Genomic DNA, 23,566 nt, shown 5'->3' on the forward strand with positions numbered 1-23,566 from the left:
TTCGGCGGAGGCCCCGGGGCGCGCCGGTTTCTGGCTCAGGCAGTTCCGAGCTCGCACGAAGGTGACGTTAATCACCTTCGGCTCATGCGGAACCTCGCCAGACCCGACGGCCCCCCGGGGCCTCCTTGCGCTTACGGGTTGCGGCTTCCCGCCCGTGCCGCCGGGGCCGCCAGCTTGTTAATTGCAGAGGTCCCAGAAGGTTACGGCGGTGGCGGCGGCTACGTTGAGGGAATCGACGTTGTGGGCCATGGGGATCTTGATGGTGAGGTCACAGGCCGAGATCGTCTCGTCCGCCAGCCCCTCGCCTTCGGTGCCAAAGACCATGGCGAGTTTCTCGATGTTCCTGAGCTCTGCCTCGCCGAGGGCGTAAGAGTCGTCTCTGAGGGCGAGCGCGGCGCACGCGAAGCCGCGCGCGCGTAGCAGGCCAAGGCCATCTGCGGAGTTGTCCGAGTTGGGCCACGCCTTGAATCTGCCCCAGGGCACCTGGAACACGGTTCCCATGCTGACGCGTACCGCTCGCCTCACGAGCGGGTCGCAGCAGGTGGGGGTGAGCAGCATCGCATCGACGTTGAGTGCGGCTGCGCTTCGCATGGCGGCGCCCACGTTCGTGGCGTCTGTCACGCCCTCGAGCACGGCGATTCTCCTGGCGTCCGGGAGTGCGGCGAGAACTTCCGCCGCCGAGCGCTCTCGGGGCCTCCGCATGGCGCAGAGTACGCCCCGTGTGACGTTGTAGCCAACGAGCTTGGTGATCTCGTCGTGGGGGAGCACGTAAACGCTTGGCGCCTGGCTCGCGTCTGAGACCTCGAGGTGCCCGGCACGCATGGCAACGTCGGCGCCCGTATCGAGTTTGCCGAGGGCCTCTATGAGCTCGGCCTGGCTTTCGAGCTGGCGCTCCTCCAGCAACATCGAAAGCGGCGAGAGACCCGAGTTGAGGGCCACGCGCACGACTTTCTCCGATTCCGCAACAAGCACGCCGGCATCGGGTTCCAGGCGGCTCCTGAGTTGCCGGTCCGTGAGGCCGCGATACGGCAGCAGACGCTCGTCATCCGCTGATTCGACGTGCACGATGGCCATGTGTCCTCCAAGCCTTGTCAAGATTTCGTCAGCCCAATGCTTCGGTTCTTACGCTGGTCGAGTTCCTGTGTTCTAAATGACCCGTTAGCGGTACCATAGCCCAATGCGCACATTGGGCCTGGTCGTCCGCCTACGCATCAGGTCATTAACATAGGAGAATCGCAGTGACCGAACGCAAATCACCAGCTACGGGAGCCCGTCATTACGCGCCCGTCCAGAGCCGTCGCGCTACCCATCGTGAGGAGACCCACGGCGGCAAGCTTGTTGCCGTTGTCATCGTGAGCATCGTCGTGGTGCTCGGGCTCGTCTATGGGGCTGGCGTTGTTGCCTTTAACTTCCTCTTCATGCCCAACACGACGCTTGACGGCCAGAATGTGTCCTGGAAGCTCGCGAGCACTGTGAGCTCTTCCTATGCCGCGAAGGTTGGCACGTACCAGGCCCAGGTGAGCGTCGGAGGCCTCAACTTCGCCGTTCGCGCTTCTGACATTGGCCTCACGTTCGACGAGGCCAGGTACGAGAAGGGTACCATCGGCCAGCAGAGCTCTTGGGAGTGGCCGCTGCGCATCATCGGCTCCCACGAGCTTACGGCCCAGAGCGGCGCCACCTTTGATGCCGACAAGCTGCGTACGCTCATTGAGGACCAGGTCAACACATACAACGAGACGGCCCAGCAGCCCACGAACGCCACGTTCGCGTTCAACAAGGACACGCAGTCTTACGCCGTCGTTCCCGAGAAGGCTGGCACTGCGCTTGAGGTAGACCCCGTTGTTTCTGCGGTGAGCGCAGCGATGGAGGGCCTTCCTGCGCGCATCACCGTTGACGAGTCCACGGCGCTTGTGCAGCCCTCCGTCAGGCAGGATGACGCGAACCTCGCTTTGGCGGTCGACAACGCGAATCGCTTCCTCACCGCTGACATTCCGCTTACCCTTGGTGGCCAGCCTGCCGGTCAGGTGACCCGCGAGCAGATCTCTGGCTGGATCGTTCTCGGTGACGACCTGAATGCCACGCTGGACCAGGACAAGCTTGCGGACTGGGTTGCCAAGAACATCGGATACAAGTTTGATACCATCAACACCACCCGCACGTACACGCGTCCCGATGGCAAGCAGGTCACGGTTGCCAACTCCGGCAAGAACAACTATGGCTGGATTACTGATGAGGCAAAGCTCTGCTCTGATCTCACGGCCGCAATCGAAAGCGGTTCCACCGCATCGCTCGAGATTCCTACGAAGCAGAAGGCCCAAAGCGTTCCTGACGCGGGCGGCAAGGACTGGGGCAATCGCTTCATCGACGTTGACGTGACGGAGCAGCACGTCCGTATGTATGACGACAGCGGCGCCCTCGTCTGGGAGAGTGACTGCGTTACGGGCAACTCCTCCAAGGGCTATGACACTCCGCAAGGCGTCTATCGGCTCAACGACTACCGCGCGAACGGCAACGTGGAGCTTCGCGGCAAGATTGACCCTGCCACCAACGAGCCCGAGTACATCAGTCACGTTGAGTATTGGATGCCTTTCATCGGCAACTCCTGGGCCTTCCACGACGCGGATTGGCGCAGTTCCTTTGGTGGCGCCATCTACCAGACCAATGGTAGCCACGGCTGCATCAACCTCCCGCCTGCCAAGGCCGCGGAGCTCTTCAACCTCTGCAAGGTCGGCGACGTGGTTATCGTTCACGCGTAGCGAGCTGGGTGCGGTCGACGGCCGCGGGCTCGTCGAGAAACTATGTGAGCATTCAGCAGAAGGGCTCAGGCGTAAGCCTGAGCCCTTCTGCTGACGTGACTCTGTTTCACGGCCGGCTCCAGCGGCCAGCCCTTTAGGTCAGAAGCGCTACTCCGAATCCACCGTCGGCAGCTTTGGCGCGAAGCCGTCGTCACGGGTAAACATGTTCATGAACTCTTCTCCCGTGATCGTCTCCTTCTTCTGCAGGTAGTGCGCAATCTCGTGCAGCTTGAAACGGTGGGCCGTGAGGATGTCGACGGCCGTCTGGTGCCCCTCGCTCACGAGGCGCTCTACCTCGGCGTCTATTTCTCGAGCCGTGCCCTCGGAGCACGTAAGCTCGGCGCCGCCGCCAAGGTACTTGTTGCGCTGTTGGCCCAGGGCAACCATGCCAAACTTGTCCGACATGCCGTACTGCGTCACCATGGCGCGCGCGATCTGCGTGGCCTTCTCGATGTCGTTGGAGGCGCCGGTGGTCATCTCGCCAAAGATGAGCTCCTCGGCTGCGCGGCCGCCACAGAGCGTGGCAATCTTCTGCTTGGCCTCGTTGCGCGTGGTGAGGAAGTGCTCGTCCTCCTCAACCTGCATAGTGAAGCCGAGGGCACCCGAGGTGCGCGGCACGATGGTGATCTTCGTGACGGGAGCGGTGCCCTTCTGGGCTGCGGCAACAATGGCGTGGCCGGTCTCGTGGTAGGCCACGACCTCCTTCTCATGTTCTGAGAGGACCGTGGACTTCTTCTTCTCGCCGGCGATGACCACGTCGACGCTCTCGAGCAGGTCCTCCTGCGTCACGCGCTTGCGGCCATTGCGGACGGCCCTGAGCGCGGCCTCGTTGATGATGTTCGCGAGGTCGGCACCGGAGGCGCCCGGCGTGGACTTGGCGACCACCTGCAGGTCGATGCCTGGCTCCATCTTCACGTCGTCGGCGTGAATCTTGAGGATTGCCTCTCGACCGGCGAGGTCGGGAAGCTCAACCGGAATGCGTCGGTCGAAGCGTCCCGGTCGCAGAAGTGCCGGGTCGAGCGTCTCGGGGCGGTTGGTGGCCGCGAGCACCACGATGCCCTTGTGGTTGTCGAAGCCGTCCATCTCTGAGAGCAGCTGGTTGAGCGTCTGCTCGCGCTCGTCGTTAGAGTTGAGCGACATGTCGCGCTTCTTGCCCACGGCGTCGATCTCGTCGATGAAGACGATGCAGGGGGCCTTCTCGTTGGCCTGCTTGAAGAGGTCGCGCACCTTGGCGGCGCCACGGCCCACGAACATCTCCACGAACTCGGAGCCCGAGATCTGGAAGAAGGGGACGCCGGCCTCGCCGGCCACGGCCTTGGCCATGAGGGTCTTGCCGGTTCCCGGAGGGCCCACGAGCAGGGCGCCGCGCGGGCAGCGGGCACCGATCTCGTTGTACTTCTCGGGCTTCTTGAGGAAGCTCACGATTTCCTTGAGGGACTCCTTGGCCTCGTCCTGGCCGGCAACGTCCTTGAACGTGACGCCGGTGTCCTCGCCCTTGACCTCCTTGGCGCTGGACTTGCCGAGACCGCCGCCCATGCCGCCAAAGCCAGAGCCAAAGCTCATGGACGGGCCGTCGTCACCCATCATCTTCTTCATGCGGCGGTTGAGCCACCAGCCGCCGAGGATGGCAATCAGGATGGGCAGGCCATAGACAAGCAGCATGTAGGTCCAGATGCCTGAGCTGCCGTCTTCGATCTTGCCGTCGAGGTTTACGCCGTGCTCGAGCATCTTCTGCACGAGCGACGAGGTGTCGCCGGAGATGGCAGTGGTGCGATATGTGACGTTCTGCTCGTCCTTGAGGGTGAACGTGATGCGTCCGGAGCTCTGGTCGAGCGTGGCGACGTTCACCTTGTCCTCATCCACCATCGTGTTGAGCTCGGTGTACGAGACGTCCTTCACCGTCGCACGCTGGATGCTCGGGTACACCACCGAGTTCAGTGCGACGATGGCCGCGATCGCGATGATCGCGTACATGATCATCGATTGTCGCTTCTTCTTGTTGTCCATGCCGTTTCCTTGCGTCGGGTATCAGTGCTTGCAGCAAGTGCTTGAACGTAGATACCCAAGTTGCTGGGATTATGTCAGGCCGTTGTGCGTCTACGCCGTCTTTCCGCGCTCGGGGAGCTCGCCGGACCGGTACGCGTCGAGAAGCGCCGTGAGCTCGTCGATCTGCTTGCGGATGTGGGCACCGGTGTCGGTGTCGGCAACCATGTAGGGACGCGGGTTCACCTCGAGCTGGTCGTCGTCGGAGTAGATGTCGCCGCGGTCTGCCACCACGTCGCCGATGGCGTCGTAGGGGCGGTGGGCCTTGATGCGCATGCCGTGCGCGTCAACGATGAGGGTGTAGCCCGCGATGCCCGTCTTGGAGTGGTAGGCGCGGCAGAACCCGCCGTCAATCACGAGGCGCTTGCCGCCGCCGCGGATGGGGCTCTCGCCGTTGCTGCTCGCCACCGGCGTGTGCCCGTTGATGATGTGGCAGCCGGGACCGTAGAGCCCAAACTCCGCAAGCACGTGGTCGCAGACCTCGGGGCGGTTCGTGAGATCGAAGTAGGGGTCCTGCTCTTCGACCCAGGTGCTCTTGTCGGCAACGAACGTGCGCTCGAAGGTCTTGATGTTGCGGCCGGAGAGGGGAGAGCTCAGGCCGCACCACAGGTACCACATCCAGTCCAGCAGGCCCTCGGAGCGCTCGTGCCAGGCGCGGCGGGCCAGGCGGTCGCAGGCGTCCAGGTAGGCGCGTCCGGCCAGATGCCGGTTCTCGCCCATGCGCACCGGGCGGAAGCTGCCGTCCTCGCGCATGGGTATGCATCCGTGGAACAGCAGATTGCCGTTGTAGGCGAGGTACATCGATCCCTGCTCGTAGAGGAAGGTCACATGGCGCTGCAGGCGGCGGCTGTTGGTGAAGCTGTCCACGAGGCTGTCCATGACGTGGCGCTCGGCGGGCGTGAGCTCGTAGGGATGGTCGTGGTCGAGCGTGGGGAGGTCCTTGGTCGTCAGGTCGTAGTCCTTGCCGTTGATGTTGACCTTGCCGTGCTCGCCGTGGCTGAGGTCTATGCGCTCGAGCAGAAGGCGATTCGCCATGTCGAACTCGGGGTGGCGCATGATGAGCCGGCCGTGGAGCTTGAACATGATGACGGAGATGGCCTTCTCGGCCGGCGAGAGCACGTCGCCCTTCTTGTACGTCTCCTCGGCAAAGAGTGCCAGCTCGCGCAGGGTGATTCCGTAGGAGCCCTCGAGGATGTTGAGGGTGTCGTAGTGGATGGCGTTGCGCACCACCGTGGCGATGCAAGCCTCTGAGCCGGCGGCGGCGCCCATCCAGCAGATGTCGTGGTTGCCCCACTGGATGTCGAGGGAGTGGTATGCCATCAGGCGGTCCATGATGGCGTCCCCGTGGGGGCCGCGGTCATAGATGTCGCCCACCACGTGCAGGTGGTCCACGGCGAGGCGCTTGATGAGCGCCGAGAGCGAGCGGATGAAGTCACAGACGCTGCCGGTCTCGAGGATGGACTCCACGATGCGCTCATGGTAGACGTGCCGGTCCGTCTGGGCACCGCCGCTTGCGTGGAGGAGCTCGTCGATGATGTAGGCGTAGGCCACGGGCATGGCCTTGCGCACCTTCGAGCGCGTGTAGGCGTCCGAGAGGAAGCGGGCGAGTTCGATGAGCTGCATGAGCGAGGTGCGGTACCAGGTGGGCGTGTCCTGGTGGTTGGACTTCACGCGCTTGAGCTTCTCGTCCGGATAGTAGATGAGGGTGCAGAGCTCGGCCTGCTCGCCGGCGGTGAGCTTGTGACGGAAGACCGCCTTGACGCGCTCGCGGATGACGCCGGAGCAGTTGTTGATGATGTGGTCGAACTGCTGCGAGTCTCCGTGAACATCGGAGATGAAGTGCTCGGTTGCCTTGGGGAGGTTGAGAATCGCCTCAAGGTTGATAACCTCGGTGTAGACGGCCTGGCAGGTCGGGAACTTCTCTGACAGCAGCTCGAGATACTTGGTCTGCTGCTCGTTTCTGAAGACGCTCGACACGTTGGCCTCCCTGTGAGTATGCGGACAGCTGTCTTCGCATGTCTCAAGGGCATGCGTCTCGCCAGCTCTTCTTTTGGCCGCCCCCTGCGACCATGCCGCCGCGTGCGGCTTGTGAGAAAATCCTAGACCCGAGAGGGCCAAGTTAGCTGCGTGCGTTGCGTGGTCACAGATTGACCATGGGTTGATAGTCATCTACGGCCGTCTTCCGAGTGTTACGTGTTGCGCAATTGCGGGCGTTTGCGTCGCAGTTTGGCGGCGTTCGTGCTACCATGCCCAGGAAAGCTGTGATGGGGACGAGTAGCTCGGTCACTGCGGCAAGAGCGATGTGGGGATGGTGGAAGCCCACGGCCGCACCCAGGCGAACATCACCCCGGAGCCGTGGCCCGAACAGGGCTGGGGTGCTTGCGAGCCACGTCTCGCGAAAACCGCCAGCCGCCAGTAGGCGCCACCGGGATTGGTCGCCGTGACGGGCCAGCCGAGTAAGGCGGATCTCCGCTCGCTGGGTGGTTGAACGAGGATGTCTTGCGACCGTGTCACGCACGGCTGCTTTCAGGCGCTTCGTCCCAGCTGTGGGGACGGGCGCTTTTTTCGTGCGCGGACGCTCCGCGCGAAGGCGCTCGGCACGAGGATGCGGGCGCAGGCTCGCGAAAGGAGCGGCACGGAGCCAATGGCTAACGAGTACAAGAAGACGATGAACCTCCCCAAGACGAGCTTCCCCATGCGGGCAAGCCTCGCCACCAGGGAACCCGAGCGCCTCAAGGTCTGGCGCGAGAACAACGTCTATGAGCTGGCGCGCAAGAAGAACGAGGGCCACGACAAGTTCGTCCTGCACGACGGTCCCCCGTATGCGAACGGCCCCATCCACGTGGGCCACGCCATGAACAAGATCTCCAAGGACATCATCAACCGCTACTGGATGATGCAGGGCAGAGATGTCCCGTACGTGCCCGGCTGGGACTGCCACGGCCAGCCCATCGAGCACAAGGTCGAGGAGAAGGTGGGCACCAAGAAGTTCAACGAGATGCCCACGGCCGAGATCCGCGAGATGTGCAACAAGTTCGCCGTCGAGAACATCGAGCTGCAGAAGGCGGGCTTCCGCAGGCTCGGCGTGCTTGGTGACTGGGACCACCCTTATCTCACGCTCTATCATCAGCACGACGCCGCCGACATCGAGGTCTTCAAGAAGATGTTCGATAAGGGCATGGTGTATCGCGGCCGTAAGCCCGTGCACTGGTGCAAGCACTGCCATACCGCCCTCGCCGAGGCCGAGATCGAGTACGGCGACGAGACGAGCCCGTCCATCTACGTGCGCTTCGAGCTCACGAGCAAGCCGGCCGGCCTCGAGTCCTTCGACGGTCCGGTGGACTTCGTGATCTGGACCACCACGCCCTGGACCATGCCGTCCGACCAGGCTGTCTCGCTCAAGCCCGAGGCCGACTACGTGGCCGTGGAGCACGACGGCCGTGCCGAGATCATGCTCGAGCACCTTGCGCCCAAGGTCTGCGAGATCGCGGGGTGGGACTACACGCCGGTCATGGTTGACGGTAAGCCCTACGTGGTGAAGGCCGAGACCTTCGACCACCTGCACTACAAGCAGCCGATCTTTGACGGCGTCGAGGGTGTGGCCCTGCTCGCCGACTACGTTGGCACAGAGGACGGTACCGGTATCGTCCACAACTCGCCCGGCCACGGCGTCGACGACTACTACGTCTGCGCCGCCGAGGGCATGGACATCTGCATGCCGGTCGACGACGACGGTAAGTTCTACGTTGGCGACGAGTTTGGCAAGGGCGGCCCGTTCTCCGGCATGGACACCGACGAGGCCAACCCCAAGATCATCCAGTTCCTCCGCGATAAGGGCACCCTTGTGGCCGAGGTCAAGATCACGCACAGCTACCCGCACTGCTGGCGCTGCCACCAGCCGGTCCTGTTCCGTGCCACCAACCAGTGGTTTGTCTCCATGGACAAGACGAACCTGCGCGGCGAGGCGCTCGACGCCATCGAGCACAAGGTCGCCTGGTACCCCGAGCGTGCGAGCAAGCGCATCCACGCCATGGTGGAGGGGCGTCCTGACTGGTGCATCTCCCGCCAGCGCAACTGGGGCGTGCCCATTCCGAGTTACACCTGCGAGGACTGCGGCGAGACGGTCATGAACGACGCCACGCTCGACGCCGTCATCAAGCTCTTCCACGAGAAGGGCTCCGACGCCTGGTTCACCGACAAGCCCGAGGATTACCTGGGCGACGCCTGCGTGTGCCCCAAGTGCGGTGGCCATCACCTCAAGGCCGACAAGGACATCCTCGACGTGTGGTGGGACTCCGGCGTCTCCTGGAAGGCCGTCTGCGAGTTCCGCGACGAGCTCCACTACCCGGCCGACATGTACCTCGAGGGATCCGACCAGCACCGCGGCTGGTTCCAGAGCTCGCTTCTGACCTCCGTTGGCGCCAACGACATCCCGCCCTACAAGGCGGTCGTCTCCCAGGGCTTCACGCTCGACGGCCAGGGCCGCAAGATGTCCAAGTCGCTCGGCAACGTCATCGACCCGAACAAGGTCTGCGACGAGATGGGGGCCGACATCCTGCGCCTCTGGGTGGCTTCCACGGACACGTCCAACGACGTGGCCATCGACCACGAGATCCTCGCACGCACCTCTGACGCCTACCGACGCTTCCGCAACACCTTCCGCTTCCTGCTGGGCGAGCTCGAGGACCAGTTCGACCCCGAGCGCGACCTCGTGCCGGTTGCGGAGATGGAGCCGTACGACCTGCTCGTGCTCGCGCGCGCCTGCGACATGCACGACAAGGTGTCCGAGGCCTACGCCGGCTACCGCTTCTACCAGGTCTATCGTGCGCTCTATGACTTCGTGGTGACGGAGCTCTCCAACGGCTACCTCAACGCCACCAAGGATCGCATGTACTGCGAGGCCAAGGACTCCAAGGCCCGCAAGAGCGCCCAGACCTGCTGGTACTACCTGCTCGAGATGCTGCTCCGCGACCTCCAGCCGATCCTGTCCTTCACCACGGACGAGGTCATGGCACACCTGCCCGAGAGCGCCCGCGACGGCCAGACCTTCGCTGCGCTGCTCGACTGGTGGAAGAGCCCGCTTGCCAAGGACCAGGTGGCGAAGCTCCTGCCGACCTACAACGCCATGCTCGAGGCGCGCGGCGCGTTTACGAAGGCTTACGAGGAGGCGCTTGGCACCGAGACAATCAGCGAGAAGACCACGCAGGCCGCCCGTTGCGTCCTGACGTTGCCGAGCGACGCCTACGAGCTGCTCGCCAACGACGCCGACCTGCTTGCCGAGGCGCTCGTGTGCTCCGCCGTCGAGGTTCGCGAGGGTGACGAGCTTGCGGCCGAGGTGCTGCCGGCCGAGGGCGAGAAGTGCCCGCGCTGCTGGTATTGGCGCGGCCTTGGCGCCGATGGCCTCTGCCCGCGCTGCCACGAGGCCGTAGCGGCCTGTGGCTGTGAGGAGTAGTGCCTTGTCGCTGCGCGTGCGCATAGCCGGATTTGCTGGGGTCGCCGTCTGCGGCGTCGTGCTTGACCAGGTCACCAAGGCCTGGGCCCGCACGGCGCTGGCGGGCGGCCCCGTCACGGTTGTGCCTGGATACCTTGACCTCGCGCTCGTCAAGAACACCGGGGCCGCCTTCTCGATTGGCTCCGGGGCCACGTGGGTGTTTGCGCTGTTGGCCATCGGCATTGTTGCCGCCTGCACGGTGTGGGTGGTGCGCGAGTGCGAGATGCCCATGGGGCTTGTGTGCTCGCTCGGCGCCGTTGCCGGCGGTGGCGTAGGCAATCTCATCGACCGCGTGGTGGCAGGCGAGGTTACGGACTTCTTTGCGACGACGTTCGCCGACTTTCCGGTCTTCAACGTTGCCGACATCTTTGTGACCTGCGGCGTTGTGCTCGTCATATATCTCTGGTGGCGTTGGGACTCCGAGCGCCAGGCGCAGGACGCCGAGTAATCTGGCGTCGTGGTGCCGGCGCTGGTGGTCGGGCGATTCGGCGCCGCGCGCCTGGCGTTTGATCATTCGCTTCCGTGGCGTTTGACGCTTCATATGTCTGGCTGCTCGGCCGCATCGCGGACGACGCCGGTGTTATCCTGGCCTCGTTACGCATCTGGCGGTCTATCTTCGTACGGCAAAGGTTTCGTTGCATGATTTTGTCGCTTGCCCCTATGGAGGGGATTACGGGCAGCGCGTTTCGCCGGGTGCACGCGGAGTGCTTCGGTGCGCTCGACCGTTATTACACGCCGTTCGTGGCGCCCCCACGCGTCGGCGACGATTTTGGCAAGAAGGCCCTGAAGGAGCTCGAGCCGGCGCGCAATGCTGGCCTTGAGGTCATCCCCCAGCTGCTTGGCAAGAACGCCGACGAGTTCGTGTGGGCGGCGCAGCTCTTGGCCGACATGGGGTATTGCGAGGTGAACCTGAACCTTGGGTGCCCCTCTGGTACGGTATTCAATAAGGGTAAGGGCTCGGGGTTCCTGCGCAACCTCGACGAACTCGATGCGTTTCTCGGCGATATCTGCGACCGGTCTCCCATTCCCGTGTCGGTCAAGACGAGGCTCGGTGTCTCGGATGATGGCGAGTTCGGCGCGGTGCTTGACCTGTATTGCCGCCACCCGCTCGCCGGGCTCATCGTTCACCCGCGCGTGCGCGAGGACTTCTACAAGGGCGCGCCGCGCTGGGAGCCCTATGGCGAGGCCCTTGCCCGGGCGCCCTTCCCAGTGGCCTACAACGGGGACATCTTTGCGCCGGAGGACCTGGAGGCGCTGCTCTCTGCATATCTGGCGACGCGGCATGTGATGGTGGGACGCGGCGTCCTCACCAACCCCGCGTTGCCGCGGCAGCTGCGAGGTGGTGGTCCCATGACGCCCGAGGAGCTCCATGCGTTTCATGACAGGCTGTTCGATGCCTACGAGGCCGAGATTGGCGGCAATGCTGTCTATCGCCTCAAGGAGTGGTGGTCCTACGCCCGGTACGCCTTCGCGGACCCCGTCGCGGTGCATCGAGCGGTGCGGAAGGCGCGCCGCGTCGAAGACTACAGGGCGGCGGCCGAGCAGGTCTTTCGCAGCGAACTGCTTGCTGTCAGGCCATGTTTCCAGGGGTGATGCCGCCCGTCGCCCCTTCGCTGACGCGTGCGCCACAGGCGTCCGCCAATCATGGCGCCACGCGTGAGGAAACCGTCACCGCCCCGTAAGCCTCGGCTCATCGGTCGCGCGTGTCCCCGCTGCACAATGGGGGAGAACGCAGACCCTAGCGAGGACGAGGTGATCGCGATGCCAAGGCCAGTCTTCTTCTCCCACGGAATCCCCAATCTTGTGCCCATCGAGGGAGGGCGCCTCGTTGACGCTCGCGTAGCCGGTCCTGCGGAGGCCCTGCTCCAAGCCTGCCGAGCCACCGGCCTCGACCCGGTGGTCACGTCTGCCTATCGTAGCCCGGTCAGGCAGACGTGGATTCTCGCCTGCAGGGTTGGCGCAAACATGCTGCGGGGTCTCTCGCCTTGTAAAGCTTGGCGAGCCACGTGCCGCTACGTGGCGCTTCCGGGTCGGAGCGAGCACGCCTTGGGCGTCGCGCTCGACATCAGCTGCGGAGACGGTAGCCCGGGAGGTCTCGAGGGGATCCAGGACTGGCTGTTCGAGAATTCGTGGCGGTTTGGGTTCATCTGTCGGTATCCTCCGGGCAAGTCTGCCCTTACGGGCGTGGACTTCGAGCCCTGGCACTACACTTACGCTGGCGTTGACGTTGCAACTGAGCTGCGGCGTACGGGCGAGTGCCTCGAGGAACTCGCGGCCAGGCTTGAGGTGGGTCGTCGGAGGGGTAGGGCGGCAGGACTGAGGCCGTCGTGTCTCTAGCGCACTGACTGTTGCCGCGTCGCACGGCGCGCATGCCGAGGGCTAAGATGGCTTCCAGTTTGAGACCGGCTTTGGAGGGACGACCATGATTGACCTCATTCCCATGCGCAGAAAGCGTCAGGCCCTTAGCGAGGAAGCCTGCATCGAGGTGCTCGAGCGCGGCACGTCCGGCGTGCTCGCGCTCAATGATCTCGAGCTTGGCGCGCCGTACCAGGTGCCGCTCAACTATGGCTACCGCGATGGCAGGCTTACCTTCCACGGGGCTATGACCGGCCATAAGATCGACCTGCTCAAAGCCGATGCTCGTGCCTCGTTCACGGTCATTGGCCAGGATGATATTATCCCCGAGCAATACACCTCGTACTTTCGCAGCGTGGTCTGCACGGGGCGCCTGCGCCAGCTCACGGATCCCGATGAGCGTTTGGAGGAGCTTCTCTTCATGGCCGAGCGCTTCTGGCCCGGTCACGAGGAGAAGGCCCGCGAGGAGATTGCGCCTGCCTTCGACCACACCTTCGTGCTGGTTCTCGACATCGAGACCATGACGGGTAAGGAAGCCGTCGAGCTCGCGCGCAGGCGGCGGGCGGGGGAGCTGTGAGTGGCTGCGCGTTGAATGGCGAGCCTCGTCGTCCTCCGGTTGACTAAGCCCCGGAAAGGTCAACCACCGCTCCATTGCGTCAACCGTACCTTGCCCTTTACCTGTCTCAGGACCGGTCCTCCTGCCACTTCCAGCAAGGAGGAGCCATGAGAAGCACGAGTATCGCCGAGAGCATCGCCGCCGCCATCGTTCGGGAGGCCACGGGGCTCTCCGCGACTGACCGCGACGCCGCCGTCGCCCGCTGCGAGTGGGAGCTGCGCGACCACGGGTCGAGTTGGAACCTGCTGGTCGCCGTTGCCGGGCTCTACGCCGGGTGGGCGACTACCGCCAGGGCCGCGGGCGAGGAGGGCGCAGCGGCGGTCCTCGTCGAGGTCATGCGCATGGTCAACCTGGCCGACGACGCTGAGGAGATCGCCCGCCTCGCGGAGCGGGGCGAGGAGGCTCGCTCCGCCCTCGGTTGGGCGCTCGCGGATGCCGACCCCGTCCCGAGCCTGCGTGTCACGGCGGCCGCGAGGCTGCTCGAGCTCGAAGAGGAAGCTGCCGCCCATAACCAGCTCGAGGTCATTGCGGGCGAGCAGCAGGGAGATAACACCACCCGGCTCGCTTGCCTGCTCTTGGGGGATGAATCCCCTTGGCGCGACGAGTCCCTCGCAGACCGGCGCCTGGCCCTGCTGGGTCGCATGCAGGCCTGACGAGAGGAGGTTCCCATGAGAGAGTACGGGGAGAGGCCGGAAGCACCCTACCGCCGCCCAGCCCTGATGTGGTGGGAACTCCTTGCATACACGCTGATACTCGCGATCGCGCTCGCCCTTAACGCGCTGCAGTTCCCCAAATGGGTCGCCGGCCCCCTCGTCCTTGTGGCACTCGTGGTTCGGGCTGTACGGATAGGGACCGACTGATCCTATTGGTTCGAGTCGCTCGGCCGCTTTCCGAAAGAAGGATAGGGCGATGACCACAATCGGTGCTGAACCATACGGTTGAGAGTCTGCAGTGTGTGCCAACTCGTTTTTCGCATCTCACTGCCGTCTCATGTGGTGCCAGCCACATTGCTACGTATAAAATGGTCCTCATCTGCACCTCGCTGCCCCATTTGCTGGGTATGCGCTCTTCGTCTGCACCTCATTTTGAGTTTGGTCTCTCCTTCAGTTTTCTTTATGCATAGAATAAGCCAACACTGCAGATAAATTGAATTATGAGTGCATATGTTGGAATGCCGTCAATCCGAGCCATATTGAGGTGACGACGAAGGCGCCGAATGCTGGGAATCCGTATTGAGGTGTGTGCATGCGGGTTATAAGACACGTTCCGGGCGGGCATATATCACGCGCGATCCCCTAAGGAGCCAGAAGTTCCCGGTCCTGCGGCGCCACGGATAGGCCAAGGTCTCGGACCAGAAATGTAGCTTGTGTGGTCCGTGCCCGTGAGCCAGAGAGGTTGTCAGTCGTGGTCTCATCGAACAGAAGCCGCGTGGTCGTGGTGGGGTGTGGGAGCGTTGGGTTTGCCGTGGCGAGCCCCATCGTGCAGCAGGGCCTGTGCAACGAGCTCGTGCTCATCAACCACAACCACCAAAAGACCGAGGGCCTCCCCATGGACCTGGCGGACGGCATCGAGTACCTCGGCGGGTTCACGACGATTCGCGCCGGTGACTGGGATGACTGTCGCTGTACTGACATCGTGATTGTGGCTGCGGGCCCAAGGCCCAAGCCCGGCGAGGGTCGCATGCAGGAGCTCGGTGGATGTGGTCCGCGAGCACTGCAAGCTGGTCTCGCGGTATCTGTGAGGCATGGCGACTCCTCGGGGTGAGGGTGGGTCTGACGGAGCGGCGGTTTCGATTTGACTGGGATGAGCGCCGCCTTTTACTCCCGAAGCCATGCAATCATGACGAGCAGCAGGGCCATCAGCGTGAGGGAGACGGAGAAGGAGGTCATGACGCCCGCCGCCGTGCTCTCCATCGACCTCGCGAGCGCGCCGAAGAGTGCCATGCCCACGGCACCGCCCACCTGGCGAAGGGTGTTGAACACGGCGCTCGCGATGCCGGCTTGCGAGGGCTCGCTGTACCTGAGCACCATCCCCGCGAACGTGGGCGTCATGAGCCCGCCACCCGAGCCTGCGACGGCGATCGCCACGGCGACCCCGCCCGCGCTCAGCTGCCCGCCGAGAGCAGGGAACACCGCATAGCCCGCGGAGAGGATCGCGATGCCCACCACGAGGATCCGCCGCGTGGACCAGACGCCGGAGAGCCGGTCGCTCAGCATGTTGGTGATGGAGCACGTGATGGCCGAAGGCTGGAAGACCAGACCGCTTGCCAGCGGGTCGAGGCCGGCGCTCTGCTGCAGGATGAGCGTGGACAGGAAGATCGCGCCGTTCCACGAGAGAATCATCGCGAAGCCCCCGAACACCGCCGCCCGCATGCCGAGCTTGCGGAAGAGTGCGGGCGGCACCATGGGATAGCGGACCCGCCTCTGCGAGAAGGCGAAGGCCACCAGCGCGATGGCGCCGCAAGCGATGAGCGCAGCCGGCACGGGTGCCGTGAAGCCGCGGGAGCCGCCCTCGATGATGCCACCGATGAGGCCGGTGAGGCCCGCGGCGGCGAGCACCTGCCCGGGCACGTCGAAGGGGTGCGCTCGCGGGCGACGGCGCCAGGCGCAGGCAGAGCGTAACTATCGCCAGGCAGAAGGGAATGTTGATTGAGAAGATGAGGCTCCAGTGGATGGGCGCGAGCGCGCCGCCGAGGATGGGGCCCACGGCTGCTGCCAAGGACCCGCCGATGCCCCAGATGGCGAGCGCCCGCGAGCGGTCGGCCTCGCGCGGATACGCCTCGCGGATGACGGACATCGACGAGGGTAGCACGGGCGCCGCGGATACGCCGAGCAGCGTGCGGCCCAGCACGAGCATGCCGGCGCCCACGGCCAGGGCGCAGATGAGCGAGCTCACGGCGAAGCCCGCGGTGCCCGCCATGAAGGCGCGCTTCGCCCCGAAGCGGTCCGAGAGGTTGCCGGCGAGCAGGAGCAGTGCGGCGAACGCCAGCGTGAAGCCATCGACGATCCATTGCTGCGCGGCCATGTTCGCATGGAGCTCCGTGCCGATGGTGGGCAGCGCGACGTTCACGATGAACGTGTCCATGCCGATGAGGAACATGGCGAGGGTGGCAGCGGCGCAGGGGATTATGCTGGCGCGCCGGGCCGGCTGCTCGCCGTGGAGCGCGGCTGCCCGCCGGTGGCCATCGCGGGTCTTTCGGGTGATCGGGTGAGGGAAATCGTGCTCACGTGAATCCTCTCTGGTCGAAGGATTGAAGGGCCGAGGGGTTGCGAAGTGCTGCGAAGGGTTGCGAAGGCTGCCTAGTCGTCGCCTTGAACGCGCGGCGCGCGCGGGCTCCCGCGGCGGTGCCGTAGTTGAAGAGGCCCTCGTCCTCGTCGAGCGCGGCGATCCGTGCCATCTCCTCGTCGGAGAGTCGCCAATCCCAGATGTCGAGGTTCTGCGCCATGCGCGCCTTGGGCCTCGAGGTGATTGATGTCGACCGCTATGACCTTGGACTCTTCAACGAGTGCGCGGAGAAGGCCGGCGTGCTCGTGACATCAGGAGCCTGGTCGGGCCTTCATCCGGGGCTCGTCACCGTGTAGCTCGCGGAGCCGCGCGAGGCGGCGTGTGCGCTGCTCTATCCGCTTGAGCCCGCCGTCTCTGTTCAGGCCTTCATTGACGCCAATAACGCCCTTCTCGAGTGTTCGTAGATGTCAAATTGAAACCGGCGCCTTCGCGTGTTCATTGCCATATCTATGCCACTCGTATTGGGTGGGGCAGTTCATGCTCGAGAGGGTGTTGAAGTCAGCCGCTCGTCAAGGGGAAGATCGCGAAGTACCAAGGTGTGCTCGTTACCTTGGTGCTCGTGACTCTTGGCCTGTCCATCCTCGCGAAGAACTACGTGCTCAAGTGCGGGGCGCATGCGCGTCGCGCACCTCGCCCGGATTCCCGGCTCCGCGTGCCGGGTATAACAATTCCGTCGAAATCGGGGGCGAAACTATGGGGACCATAACGACGAAACGAATCTACGACGAGCCAGGCGATGCGGACGGGGAGCGCATCCTCGTCGACCGGCTGTGGCCCCGTGGCATCTCGAAGGACCGCGCCCGGCTCACTGCGTGGGACAAGGACGTTGCCCCGTCGACGGAGCTGAGGAAATGGTTTGGGCACGACCCCGACCGTTTCGCGGAGTTTTCTGCTCGGTATCGCGACGAGCTCTCGTCCTCATCCGCTGCGGAAGAACTTGCGAGCAGGTGCCGAGATCAACTCGTGCAAGGCCGGAACGTGACGCTGCTCTATGCCGCGAAGGACGCCTCTTGCAACCATGCCGTCGTGCTTGGGGATTGGCTTGCCGAGAAGACGAAAACGGCTTGAGCCCTTGGCGGCTGGGAAAAGCTGAGGTAAGGGCCATGAAGAACGCTCTAGTTCAGATTGCATGGCTGGGAGCATCTTTCATGAAATCGCCTCCGACATCGTTCGGAACATTTCGTTGCTTGACCCGAGCAAGCGATTTGTACCTGGAGAAACGCTCATCATCTTCGATGAGATTCAGGAGCTTCCTGACGTTGCCGCCTCGCTCATGTTCTTCAAGATTGATGGTCGCTTCGATGCCATCTGTTCGGGATTGATGCTGGGGATTGACTACAAGACCATCGAGAGCAACAGCGTCGGCTAAAAGACTGACTATGATATGAGGTCACTCGATTTTGAGGAGTATCTCTGGACTTAGGGCTGCGGCGAGGATGTCGTCAACTCGATGCTCGGGCACATTGTCGAGGCGCGCCCTTTTTCCATGACGGAAGAGTCTGTCTATTCTTGAGCGTTTCTTGAATACTGCGTTCTGGGAGGTATGCTTGCCGTCTTGAGCTCTTTTGTGGAGCGAGGGACATTCGAGGGAACGCTCGCCATGCAGCGTCAGCTGGTCTTGGATTATCAAGAGGACATACGCAAGTATGTTTCGGGTATCGAGCAGATGCGCGTGCTCAACGTGTTCAAGCACATGCCGGTGCAGCTTGCCAAGGAAAACAAGAAGTTCCAGATCTCTAAGGTGGCGAGCGGCGCCAGGTTCAAGGACTACTGGGGCTGCATCGAGTGGCTGGCGAGCGCGGGCGTGGTGAACATGTGCCACTGCCTGCTCGATCCGGAGCTGCCAATCAAAGGCAACTATGACCAGGCGAAGTACAAGCTGTACTTCAGCGACAGCGGCCTTCTCGTGTCCATGCTGGATGACGAGTCGAGCGATGACCTGCGATCAAACAGGAACCTCGACGTGTACAAGGGCGGGCTCTACGAGAACATCGTTGCGGAGGCGCTGGTCAAGCAGGGGTACGACCTGTTCTACTACAAGCGGGAGAACTCCACGCTTGAAGAGGATTTCTTTGTGAGGTCGGGTTCATACCTGGTGCCCATTGAGGTGAAGGCGAAAAACGGCACCGCGAAGTCCATGCGCACCTTGATCTCGTCTGACAAATACCCGGATATCAGCTGGTGGGGTTAAGATTCGCGGAGGAAACGTGGGGAGAGCAACAACGTGCTGACAATTCCGCATTTCCGTGCGTTTTTGCTGCGGAGGTGCTTGGAGCAAAGGCTTTGGTGATGACAAAACGGTCGGGTCGGTTTGTCAGCTGCCCTAGTTTACAAACCGACCGTTGGTATGTATACTGGTCTCCAGGCGATTGGAGGACATATGGCACGTAACGCACATCCCGAGGAGACCGAGCATCGCATCCTCGATTCTGCCCGGAGGCTGTTTGCCGAGAAGGGCTACGAGAAGACGTCCATCCAAGACATCCTGAACGACCTCGGCGACCTCTCCAAGGGCGCCATCTACCACCATTTCAAGTCGAAGGAAGCGATCCTCGACCGGCTGAACAACGACGAGTGGGCCGTTACCGTGCGTCTGCGGGACGAGCTGCTGTGTCGGCGCGACCTGACCGCGCTCGAGAAGCTGCGGGCGCTCATCTTCTCCGTCGTCGAGGACAAGGACCATCTCGGACTCGTCCGTTCCCAGCTGGCTTTGCTCGAGGACCCCGCGTTCTTCACCTCCAACATGCGCTTTTGGTCGACGGAGCTGCCGAAGTCCTTCCGCGCCTTCGTTGACCTGGGGGTTCAGGATGGTTCGATTCCCACGGCGTATCCCGAGGAGGCGGCGCAGCTGCTCGCGCTGCTCTGCAACTACTGGCTCATGCCCTGCTTCTATCCGGCCTCGCATGACGATATGGAGCGGCGCATCCGCTCCTTGGACGCGATGCTGGACGCCATCGATGTGCCGCTGTTCGACGAGGCGCTTATCCAGCGAGCGGTCGAGGGGCTTATGGCTCTGGTGCCGGACGGGCAGGGTTCAGCTGCGTAGGCCGTTTGACGTACGTCGTCCGGGTGGCGGGTCTTTTGTGCCGCCACCCGGTTTCATTTCACCAATATACATACCAACAGCTGGTATGAATAGATATCCAGACGAAATCATGAAGGGAAACTACTATGGAATCCACTGAACAATGCAGGGTCTCGATGTCCTCGGACGGCGCTGCCAATCCCTTGCGCACAAGCAACTTTGCCCTGCTCATCGCGGGTCTCGGCATATCGCTCTTCGCCAACCTCATGCTGCGGTTTTCCATGTCGATGTGGGTGCTTGATGAGACCGGCTCGGCGGCGGCGTTCGCCTCCATTCTCACGGCGAGCATCCTGCCGACGGTCTTGCTCTCGCCCTTGGGCGGAGTGGTGGCGGATCGCACGAATCGTCGAACCGTCATGGTGGCGCTTGACGCGCTTTCCGCCGTAACGGTGCTAGCCTGTGCCGCAGCCTTCGCGGTGACAGGCTTCAACCTGGCGGTGATTGCCACAATGCAGGTAGTCCTAGCCGTGCTCGACGCCATGGAGACCCCGACGGTGCAGGCGGCGCTGCCGCAGATGTTCCGCTCGCACGGCGAGGACGTGATGCGCCGCGCGATGGCGGTGGTGAACGTGGTGAACCAGACGAGCGCGCTCGTGCCGGCCGTGCTCGGCGGCGTGCTCTACGCGGCGGTGGGTGCCATGCCCATGATGGGGATCACGGTCGTGGGCTTCGGCGTAGCGGCTGTCGTGGAATGCTTCATCCGCCTCGGCGCGCCCGAGCGTGAGGACGGTGGTCGGGCCTCTGCCCTGGACGACCTGCGTGCGGCGGGTCGCTTCCTCACGCGCGGGCGTCCCCATGCCCTCCAGCTGGTGCTGCTCTGCGCGGCGCTTAACTTCCTGGTGACGGGATACGCGGAGATCGGGTTCCCCTATATGGTGCGGACCGTGCTGGGATTCGGTTCCGAGGCGTACGGGTTCGCCTACGGCCTCGTTGGCGTGTCGGGCCTGCTCGGCGCGGTCGTAGCCGGGCGAGTTTCGAAGGCGCTCTCCATGCGGCGTTTCCCGGTGACTGTCGCCGCTTTCTCGCTCACCATCTTGCCGCAGGCGCTCGCCATGGCGCTGCCGGCGAGCGCGGGAGTGCGGCTCGCAGTGCTCACGGCGTGTACCTGCGGAACCATGGTGTCCATCACGCTCTCGAACCTGATCGCGGTGCCGGCTATCCAGATGTCCTGCCCGGAGAGCATGACGGGCAAGGTGATGTCGCTCGCACTCTCAGCGAGCATGTGCGCGCAGCCCCTCGGGCAGATCGCGTACGGCTGGGCGTACGGCGCATGGCCTGCGGGCAGGGTGCTGGCGGTGACGTTCGTGCTGACAACGGCCCTGTTGCCGCTGGTCGCGAAGGCAGCGCGACGGTTTTAGATGACAAACCGGTCGGGTTGTTTTGTTATCTTTAACGCTTCTTTAGAACTGGCCTCCATCCTTGGAATCGCAAACAAGGAATCCTACGGACGGAGGCCCCTATGGCATATGTTCTGGAGACGCGCGGGCTCACGAAGCGGTTCGGCCGCGGCGGCCGCGCGCAGGTGGCGGTCGACGGCGTGAGCCTGCACGTGGGGGAGGGGCGCGTGTACGGCCTGCTCGGCCCCAACGGCGCGGGCAAGTCCACCACGCTCAAGATGGTGACGGGGATGCTGCGCCCCACCTCGGGGCAGATCCTGGTCGACGGGCACCCGTGGAGCCGCGACGACCTGTACGCCATCGGCTCGCTCATCGAGCAGCCGCCGCTCTACCCCAACCTCACGGCGCGCGAGAACCTGCTCGTGCGCACCACGTTGCTCGGCATCCCGGAGGGTCGCATCGACGAGGTGCTCGAGACGGTCGACCTTAAAGACACCGGGTCCAAGCGCGCCGGGCGCTTCAGCCTGGGGATGAAGCAGCGGCTCGGCATCGCGATCGCGCTGCTCGCGAGCCCGCGGCTTCTCATCCTTGACGAGCCCACCAACGGGCTCGACCCCATCGGCATCGAGGAACTGCGCGGTCTCATCCGGAGCTTCCCGGCGCGCGGCATCACGGTCATCTTGTCGAGCCACATCCTGGGCGAGGTGGAGCAGACTGCCGACGACATCGGCATCATCGTCGGCGGGCGGCTCGCCTATGAGGCGCCGCTTCAGAGGGGCCAGGACCTCGAGGCCCTGTTCATGGACGTGTGCCGACGGACGGGGGTGGCCGCATGAGCCGGTCTGCTGCTGTGTCCGAGCGCGTCGCGAGGACGGTGCCGCAGGCGGGATCAGCGCGCCGTCCCGGCCTCTTCCGCGCCCTGCGCTCCGAGGCGCTGAAGAGCTCCCACGGGGCTCCGGTCAAGGTCGCCATCGCGCTTGCGTTGCCGTTCCCGTTGCTCTTCGGCCCGCTCTCAGGGCGCTTCGGCGTGAGCGCCGAGCTCTCGTTCTCGGCATGGAACTACTACTACGTGCTTCTCTTGCCCGTGGCGCTCACGCTCATCTCCGCGTGCGTGGCCAACTACGATGCGCGGCTGCGCGGCCACGTGCCGCTCTCCAGCCCGGCTCCGCTCGGGCGGGCCTGGTGGGCGAAGGCGCTCTGGTGCCTCGTGCTCTCGGCGCTCTCGAACGCTTGCGTACTCGCCGTGTACCTCGTGGGCGCCGTCGTGAACCCGGGTGGGCCATCGGTTTCCGCGATGGCGGCCGCTGCGGTGACGAGCGTCATCTCGACTTCGTGGATGGTTCCGGTGACGCTCTTCCTTGTCTGCCGGGTCGGCATGCTCGCCGGCGTGCTGGGTCCGCTTGCGGTACAGATCGGCGGGGGCTTCGCGTGGTCCGCGGTGGGAGGCCTGTGGTGGGCGCTTCCGCCGGCGGCCTCCGTCATCATGCCGAGCGCCTTCTTGCCTGTGCTGCCCACGGCCGAGCCGCTCTCGGCGTCGCCCGAGCTCGCGGCTGCGATTGGGTCCTTCGGGCCTGTTCAGGCGGCGGCGCTCGCGGTTTGCGCGGCGGTGTTCCTCATGCTTACGGTCGTCGGCGCGGTCTGGTTCAGGGGATCGGAGGAACTGTGATGGGAAACGGAAGGCATGTTGCTGCGGGCGCCGGTCGGGTGTCCCGGATGTCGCTCTGGCGCGCCGTGCTCTCGGAGTGCGTTCGGCTCAGGCGCTCGCCGCTGATTGCATTGCACCTGGCGTGCGGCCTTATCGCCGGCATCGCTTGCGGGGCCTACTTCGGTGTGGCGCCGTGGGACCCGCGCCTCGGCTCGGACGCGTTCGTCCAGCTCGTTGGTGCGCTCATGCCCCTCATGGTCGCCGTCGTGTGCGGTCTTGACGTCGACGGTGAGCGCGAGGCGTCCGGCCTTGCCAACCTGCTCGCGGTGCCGTCGAGGCGCATTGCCCTTGCGGCGCGCGTGCTCGTGCTGTGGCTGCTCGGCTTCATCGCCGTGGCGGTGGCGCTCGGTTCGTTCTCGGCGGTGCTCGGGGCCTTCGGGCGCGATGGGTTCTCGGCGGGCGTCTACGCCCGCGCTGCCGCGGGCATGGCGGCGGGCTCGCTCGTGCTCTACGTCGCGTCGGTCTGGCTCGCGCTCGCCCTCGGCAGGAACGCCGCCATCGGGGTCGGCGCGGCGGGCCTCGCCTGCGCCCTCTTCGCCGTGGGTGGCCTCGCGCACGGGCTTGTCACCGGCGAGCTCACCGCGGCCTCTTCAGGCGTGCTCGGCTACGTGCCGTTCGCCTGGGCGGAGCGGTTGGGGTCGCTGCTCGTGGAGCTTGGACTGGCCACGGGCGCGGCACTGCGTGCAGTCATCAGGCAGCTCGAGGTGACCTCTGTCCTTGCCTTGGTGGTCACGGCGATTTGCCTTGTCGTCCTACTCGTCTGGATTGGCTTCTTCGAAGAGGGGAGGAAGGGCGAGTGAGCTCGCGGGGGTGCCTGCCGTTCCGCTCGCCACGCGTCTGCCATCGCTCGATCT

Annotated in this window: 23 protein-coding genes and 1 pseudogene; 18 read left to right on the top strand and 6 right to left on the bottom strand. The window is 64.2% G+C overall.

What is annotated here, in order from left to right; genetic code table 11:
* Positions 1-177: 177 nt before the first annotated feature.
* Positions 178-1,074, bottom strand: a complete 897-nt coding sequence (locus EFAMC2_RS07040; RefSeq protein ID WP_154028127.1) for a TrmH family RNA methyltransferase — start codon at positions 1,072-1,074, stop codon at positions 178-180.
* Between the two features lie 164 nt (positions 1,075-1,238).
* Between EFAMC2_RS07040 and EFAMC2_RS07045 the strand changes: the two genes are divergently transcribed.
* On the top strand, positions 1,239-2,756 hold the full coding sequence (locus EFAMC2_RS07045) for a L,D-transpeptidase (protein WP_154028128.1): 1,518 nt from the start codon (positions 1,239-1,241) through the stop codon (positions 2,754-2,756).
* Between the two features lie 147 nt (positions 2,757-2,903).
* On the opposite strand, the gene ftsH is transcribed toward EFAMC2_RS07045, so the two are convergent.
* Both ftsH and EFAMC2_RS07055 read right to left on the bottom strand, forming a co-directional pair.
* Positions 2,904-4,802, bottom strand: coding sequence for an ATP-dependent zinc metalloprotease FtsH (ftsH, locus tag EFAMC2_RS07050; protein WP_154028129.1), 1,899 nt, complete (start codon positions 4,800-4,802; stop codon positions 2,904-2,906).
* Between the two features lie 90 nt (positions 4,803-4,892).
* Positions 4,893-6,815: a fructose-1,6-bisphosphatase gene (locus EFAMC2_RS07055; RefSeq protein WP_261980173.1), complete on the bottom strand. Its 1,923-nt coding sequence runs from the start codon at positions 6,813-6,815 to the stop codon at positions 4,893-4,895.
* A gap of 667 nt (positions 6,816-7,482) precedes the next feature.
* On the opposite strand from EFAMC2_RS07055, the gene ileS reads away from it, so the two are divergent.
* The 8 genes from ileS (at position 7,483) to EFAMC2_RS07095 (ending at position 15,064) form a co-directional block, all read left to right on the top strand.
* Positions 7,483-10,290, top strand: coding sequence for an isoleucine--tRNA ligase (ileS, locus tag EFAMC2_RS07060; protein ID WP_154028131.1), 2,808 nt, complete (start codon positions 7,483-7,485; stop codon positions 10,288-10,290).
* Between the two features lie 4 nt (positions 10,291-10,294).
* The gene (lspA, locus tag EFAMC2_RS07065; protein ID WP_261980174.1) at positions 10,295-10,777 is read left to right on the top strand and encodes a signal peptidase II; all 483 of its coding nucleotides are present in this window, start codon (positions 10,295-10,297) and stop codon (positions 10,775-10,777) included.
* A gap of 191 nt (positions 10,778-10,968) precedes the next feature.
* Positions 10,969-11,922, top strand: coding sequence for a tRNA dihydrouridine synthase (locus EFAMC2_RS07070; protein ID WP_154028133.1), 954 nt, complete (start codon positions 10,969-10,971; stop codon positions 11,920-11,922).
* 126 nt (positions 11,923-12,048) lie between these two features.
* A complete protein-coding gene (locus EFAMC2_RS07075; RefSeq protein ID WP_187325214.1) occupies positions 12,049-12,666 on the top strand; it encodes a D-alanyl-D-alanine carboxypeptidase family protein in 618 nt (205 codons plus the stop codon).
* Positions 12,667-12,751: 85 nt separating this feature from the next.
* A complete protein-coding gene (locus EFAMC2_RS07080; protein WP_154028135.1) occupies positions 12,752-13,261 on the top strand; it encodes a pyridoxamine 5'-phosphate oxidase family protein in 510 nt (169 codons plus the stop codon).
* Positions 13,262-13,407: 146 nt separating this feature from the next.
* Positions 13,408-13,953, top strand: a complete 546-nt coding sequence (locus EFAMC2_RS07085; protein WP_154028136.1) for a hypothetical protein — start codon at positions 13,408-13,410, stop codon at positions 13,951-13,953.
* 15 nt (positions 13,954-13,968) lie between these two features.
* Complete coding sequence (locus EFAMC2_RS07090; protein ID WP_154028137.1) at positions 13,969-14,160, top strand: hypothetical protein; 192 nt, start codon at positions 13,969-13,971, stop codon at positions 14,158-14,160.
* Between the two features lie 544 nt (positions 14,161-14,704).
* Entirely contained in the window at positions 14,705-15,064 is a 360-nt protein-coding gene (locus EFAMC2_RS07095; RefSeq protein ID WP_187325215.1) for a lactate/malate family dehydrogenase, read from the top strand.
* A gap of 53 nt (positions 15,065-15,117) precedes the next feature.
* On the opposite strand, the gene EFAMC2_RS10355 is transcribed toward EFAMC2_RS07095, so the two are convergent.
* The 3 genes and pseudogenes from EFAMC2_RS10355 to EFAMC2_RS07105 all read right to left on the bottom strand — a co-directional run bounded on the left by EFAMC2_RS10355 (position 15,118) and on the right by EFAMC2_RS07105 (position 16,745).
* Complete coding sequence (locus EFAMC2_RS10355) at positions 15,118-15,870, bottom strand: MFS transporter (protein WP_261980175.1); 753 nt, start codon at positions 15,868-15,870, stop codon at positions 15,118-15,120.
* A 46-nt stretch (positions 15,871-15,916) separates the two neighbouring features.
* Positions 15,917-16,504 (bottom strand): annotated as a pseudogene (locus tag EFAMC2_RS10360) (MFS transporter); the annotation flags it as partial.
* 19 nt (positions 16,505-16,523) lie between these two features.
* Positions 16,524-16,745: a hypothetical protein gene (locus EFAMC2_RS07105; protein ID WP_154028139.1), complete on the bottom strand. Its 222-nt coding sequence runs from the start codon at positions 16,743-16,745 to the stop codon at positions 16,524-16,526.
* Here EFAMC2_RS07105 and EFAMC2_RS07110 point away from each other — a divergent pair.
* The 9 genes from EFAMC2_RS07110 to EFAMC2_RS07150 all read left to right on the top strand — a co-directional run bounded on the left by EFAMC2_RS07110 (position 16,744) and on the right by EFAMC2_RS07150 (position 23,512).
* On the top strand, positions 16,744-16,881 hold the full coding sequence (locus EFAMC2_RS07110; protein WP_187325216.1) for a hypothetical protein: 138 nt from the start codon (positions 16,744-16,746) through the stop codon (positions 16,879-16,881). The two genes, EFAMC2_RS07105 and EFAMC2_RS07110, sit on opposite strands and share 2 nt — an antisense overlap.
* A gap of 397 nt (positions 16,882-17,278) precedes the next feature.
* Positions 17,279-17,653 (top strand): DUF488 domain-containing protein, encoded by a 375-nt coding sequence (locus EFAMC2_RS07115; protein WP_154028140.1) that lies wholly within the window; start codon positions 17,279-17,281, stop codon positions 17,651-17,653.
* 61 nt (positions 17,654-17,714) lie between these two features.
* The gene (locus tag EFAMC2_RS07120; protein ID WP_222838558.1) at positions 17,715-17,954 is read left to right on the top strand and encodes a hypothetical protein; all 240 of its coding nucleotides are present in this window, start codon (positions 17,715-17,717) and stop codon (positions 17,952-17,954) included.
* 231 nt (positions 17,955-18,185) lie between these two features.
* Positions 18,186-18,776 (top strand): DUF4143 domain-containing protein, encoded by a 591-nt coding sequence (locus EFAMC2_RS07125; RefSeq protein WP_222838559.1) that lies wholly within the window; start codon positions 18,186-18,188, stop codon positions 18,774-18,776.
* A 189-nt stretch (positions 18,777-18,965) separates the two neighbouring features.
* Complete coding sequence (locus EFAMC2_RS07130; RefSeq protein ID WP_154028141.1) at positions 18,966-19,631, top strand: TetR/AcrR family transcriptional regulator; 666 nt, start codon at positions 18,966-18,968, stop codon at positions 19,629-19,631.
* A gap of 125 nt (positions 19,632-19,756) precedes the next feature.
* Positions 19,757-21,028, top strand: a complete 1,272-nt coding sequence (locus tag EFAMC2_RS07135; RefSeq protein WP_154028142.1) for an MFS transporter — start codon at positions 19,757-19,759, stop codon at positions 21,026-21,028.
* Between the two features lie 101 nt (positions 21,029-21,129).
* Positions 21,130-21,843, top strand: a complete 714-nt coding sequence (locus EFAMC2_RS07140) for a lantibiotic protection ABC transporter ATP-binding protein (RefSeq protein ID WP_154028143.1) — start codon at positions 21,130-21,132, stop codon at positions 21,841-21,843.
* Positions 21,840-22,673 carry a bacteriocin ABC transporter permease gene (locus EFAMC2_RS07145; RefSeq protein ID WP_261980177.1) on the top strand — a complete coding sequence of 278 codons (834 nt, stop codon included), beginning with the start codon at positions 21,840-21,842 and terminating at the stop codon, positions 22,671-22,673. The genes EFAMC2_RS07140 and EFAMC2_RS07145 overlap by 4 nt, the downstream gene beginning before the upstream one ends.
* Positions 22,673-23,512, top strand: a complete 840-nt coding sequence (locus tag EFAMC2_RS07150; RefSeq protein WP_154028144.1) for an ABC transporter permease — start codon at positions 22,673-22,675, stop codon at positions 23,510-23,512. Before EFAMC2_RS07145 ends, EFAMC2_RS07150 begins: the two co-directional genes overlap by 1 nt.
* Positions 23,513-23,566 lie beyond the last annotated feature (54 nt).

Origin of the sequence: Olsenella uli (assembly GCF_901212655.1) — a bacterium.
Classification (GTDB): domain Bacteria; phylum Actinomycetota; class Coriobacteriia; order Coriobacteriales; family Atopobiaceae; genus Parolsenella; species Parolsenella uli_A.

Bases quoted from the DNA above. Each gene is read 5' to 3' on its own strand.
- EFAMC2_RS07040 (WP_154028127.1), bottom strand. From the start codon at position 1,074: ATGGCCATCGTGCACGTCGAATCAGCGGATGACGAGCGTCTGCTGCCG.
- ftsH (WP_154028129.1), bottom strand. From the start codon at position 4,802: ATGGACAACAAGAAGAAGCGACAATCGATGATCATGTACGCGATCATC.
- ileS (WP_154028131.1), top strand. From the start codon at position 7,483: ATGGCTAACGAGTACAAGAAGACGATGAACCTCCCCAAGACGAGCTTC.
- EFAMC2_RS07070 (WP_154028133.1), top strand. From the start codon at position 10,969: ATGATTTTGTCGCTTGCCCCTATGGAGGGGATTACGGGCAGCGCGTTT.
- EFAMC2_RS07075 (WP_187325214.1), top strand. From the start codon at position 12,049: ATGGGGGAGAACGCAGACCCTAGCGAGGACGAGGTGATCGCGATGCCA.
- EFAMC2_RS07080 (WP_154028135.1), top strand. From the start codon at position 12,752: ATGATTGACCTCATTCCCATGCGCAGAAAGCGTCAGGCCCTTAGCGAG.
- EFAMC2_RS07085 (WP_154028136.1), top strand. From the start codon at position 13,408: ATGAGAAGCACGAGTATCGCCGAGAGCATCGCCGCCGCCATCGTTCGG.
- EFAMC2_RS07090 (WP_154028137.1), top strand. From the start codon at position 13,969: ATGAGAGAGTACGGGGAGAGGCCGGAAGCACCCTACCGCCGCCCAGCC.
- EFAMC2_RS07110 (WP_187325216.1), top strand. From the start codon at position 16,744: ATGCGCGCCTTGGGCCTCGAGGTGATTGATGTCGACCGCTATGACCTT.
- EFAMC2_RS07105 (WP_154028139.1), bottom strand. From the start codon at position 16,745: ATGGCGCAGAACCTCGACATCTGGGATTGGCGACTCTCCGACGAGGAG.
- EFAMC2_RS07115 (WP_154028140.1), top strand. From the start codon at position 17,279: ATGGGGACCATAACGACGAAACGAATCTACGACGAGCCAGGCGATGCG.
- EFAMC2_RS07120 (WP_222838558.1), top strand. From the start codon at position 17,715: ATGGCTGGGAGCATCTTTCATGAAATCGCCTCCGACATCGTTCGGAAC.
- EFAMC2_RS07125 (WP_222838559.1), top strand. From the start codon at position 18,186: ATGCAGCGTCAGCTGGTCTTGGATTATCAAGAGGACATACGCAAGTAT.
- EFAMC2_RS07130 (WP_154028141.1), top strand. From the start codon at position 18,966: ATGGCACGTAACGCACATCCCGAGGAGACCGAGCATCGCATCCTCGAT.
- EFAMC2_RS07135 (WP_154028142.1), top strand. From the start codon at position 19,757: ATGGAATCCACTGAACAATGCAGGGTCTCGATGTCCTCGGACGGCGCT.
- EFAMC2_RS07140 (WP_154028143.1), top strand. From the start codon at position 21,130: ATGGCATATGTTCTGGAGACGCGCGGGCTCACGAAGCGGTTCGGCCGC.
- EFAMC2_RS07145 (WP_261980177.1), top strand. From the start codon at position 21,840: ATGAGCCGGTCTGCTGCTGTGTCCGAGCGCGTCGCGAGGACGGTGCCG.
- EFAMC2_RS07150 (WP_154028144.1), top strand. From the start codon at position 22,673: ATGGGAAACGGAAGGCATGTTGCTGCGGGCGCCGGTCGGGTGTCCCGG.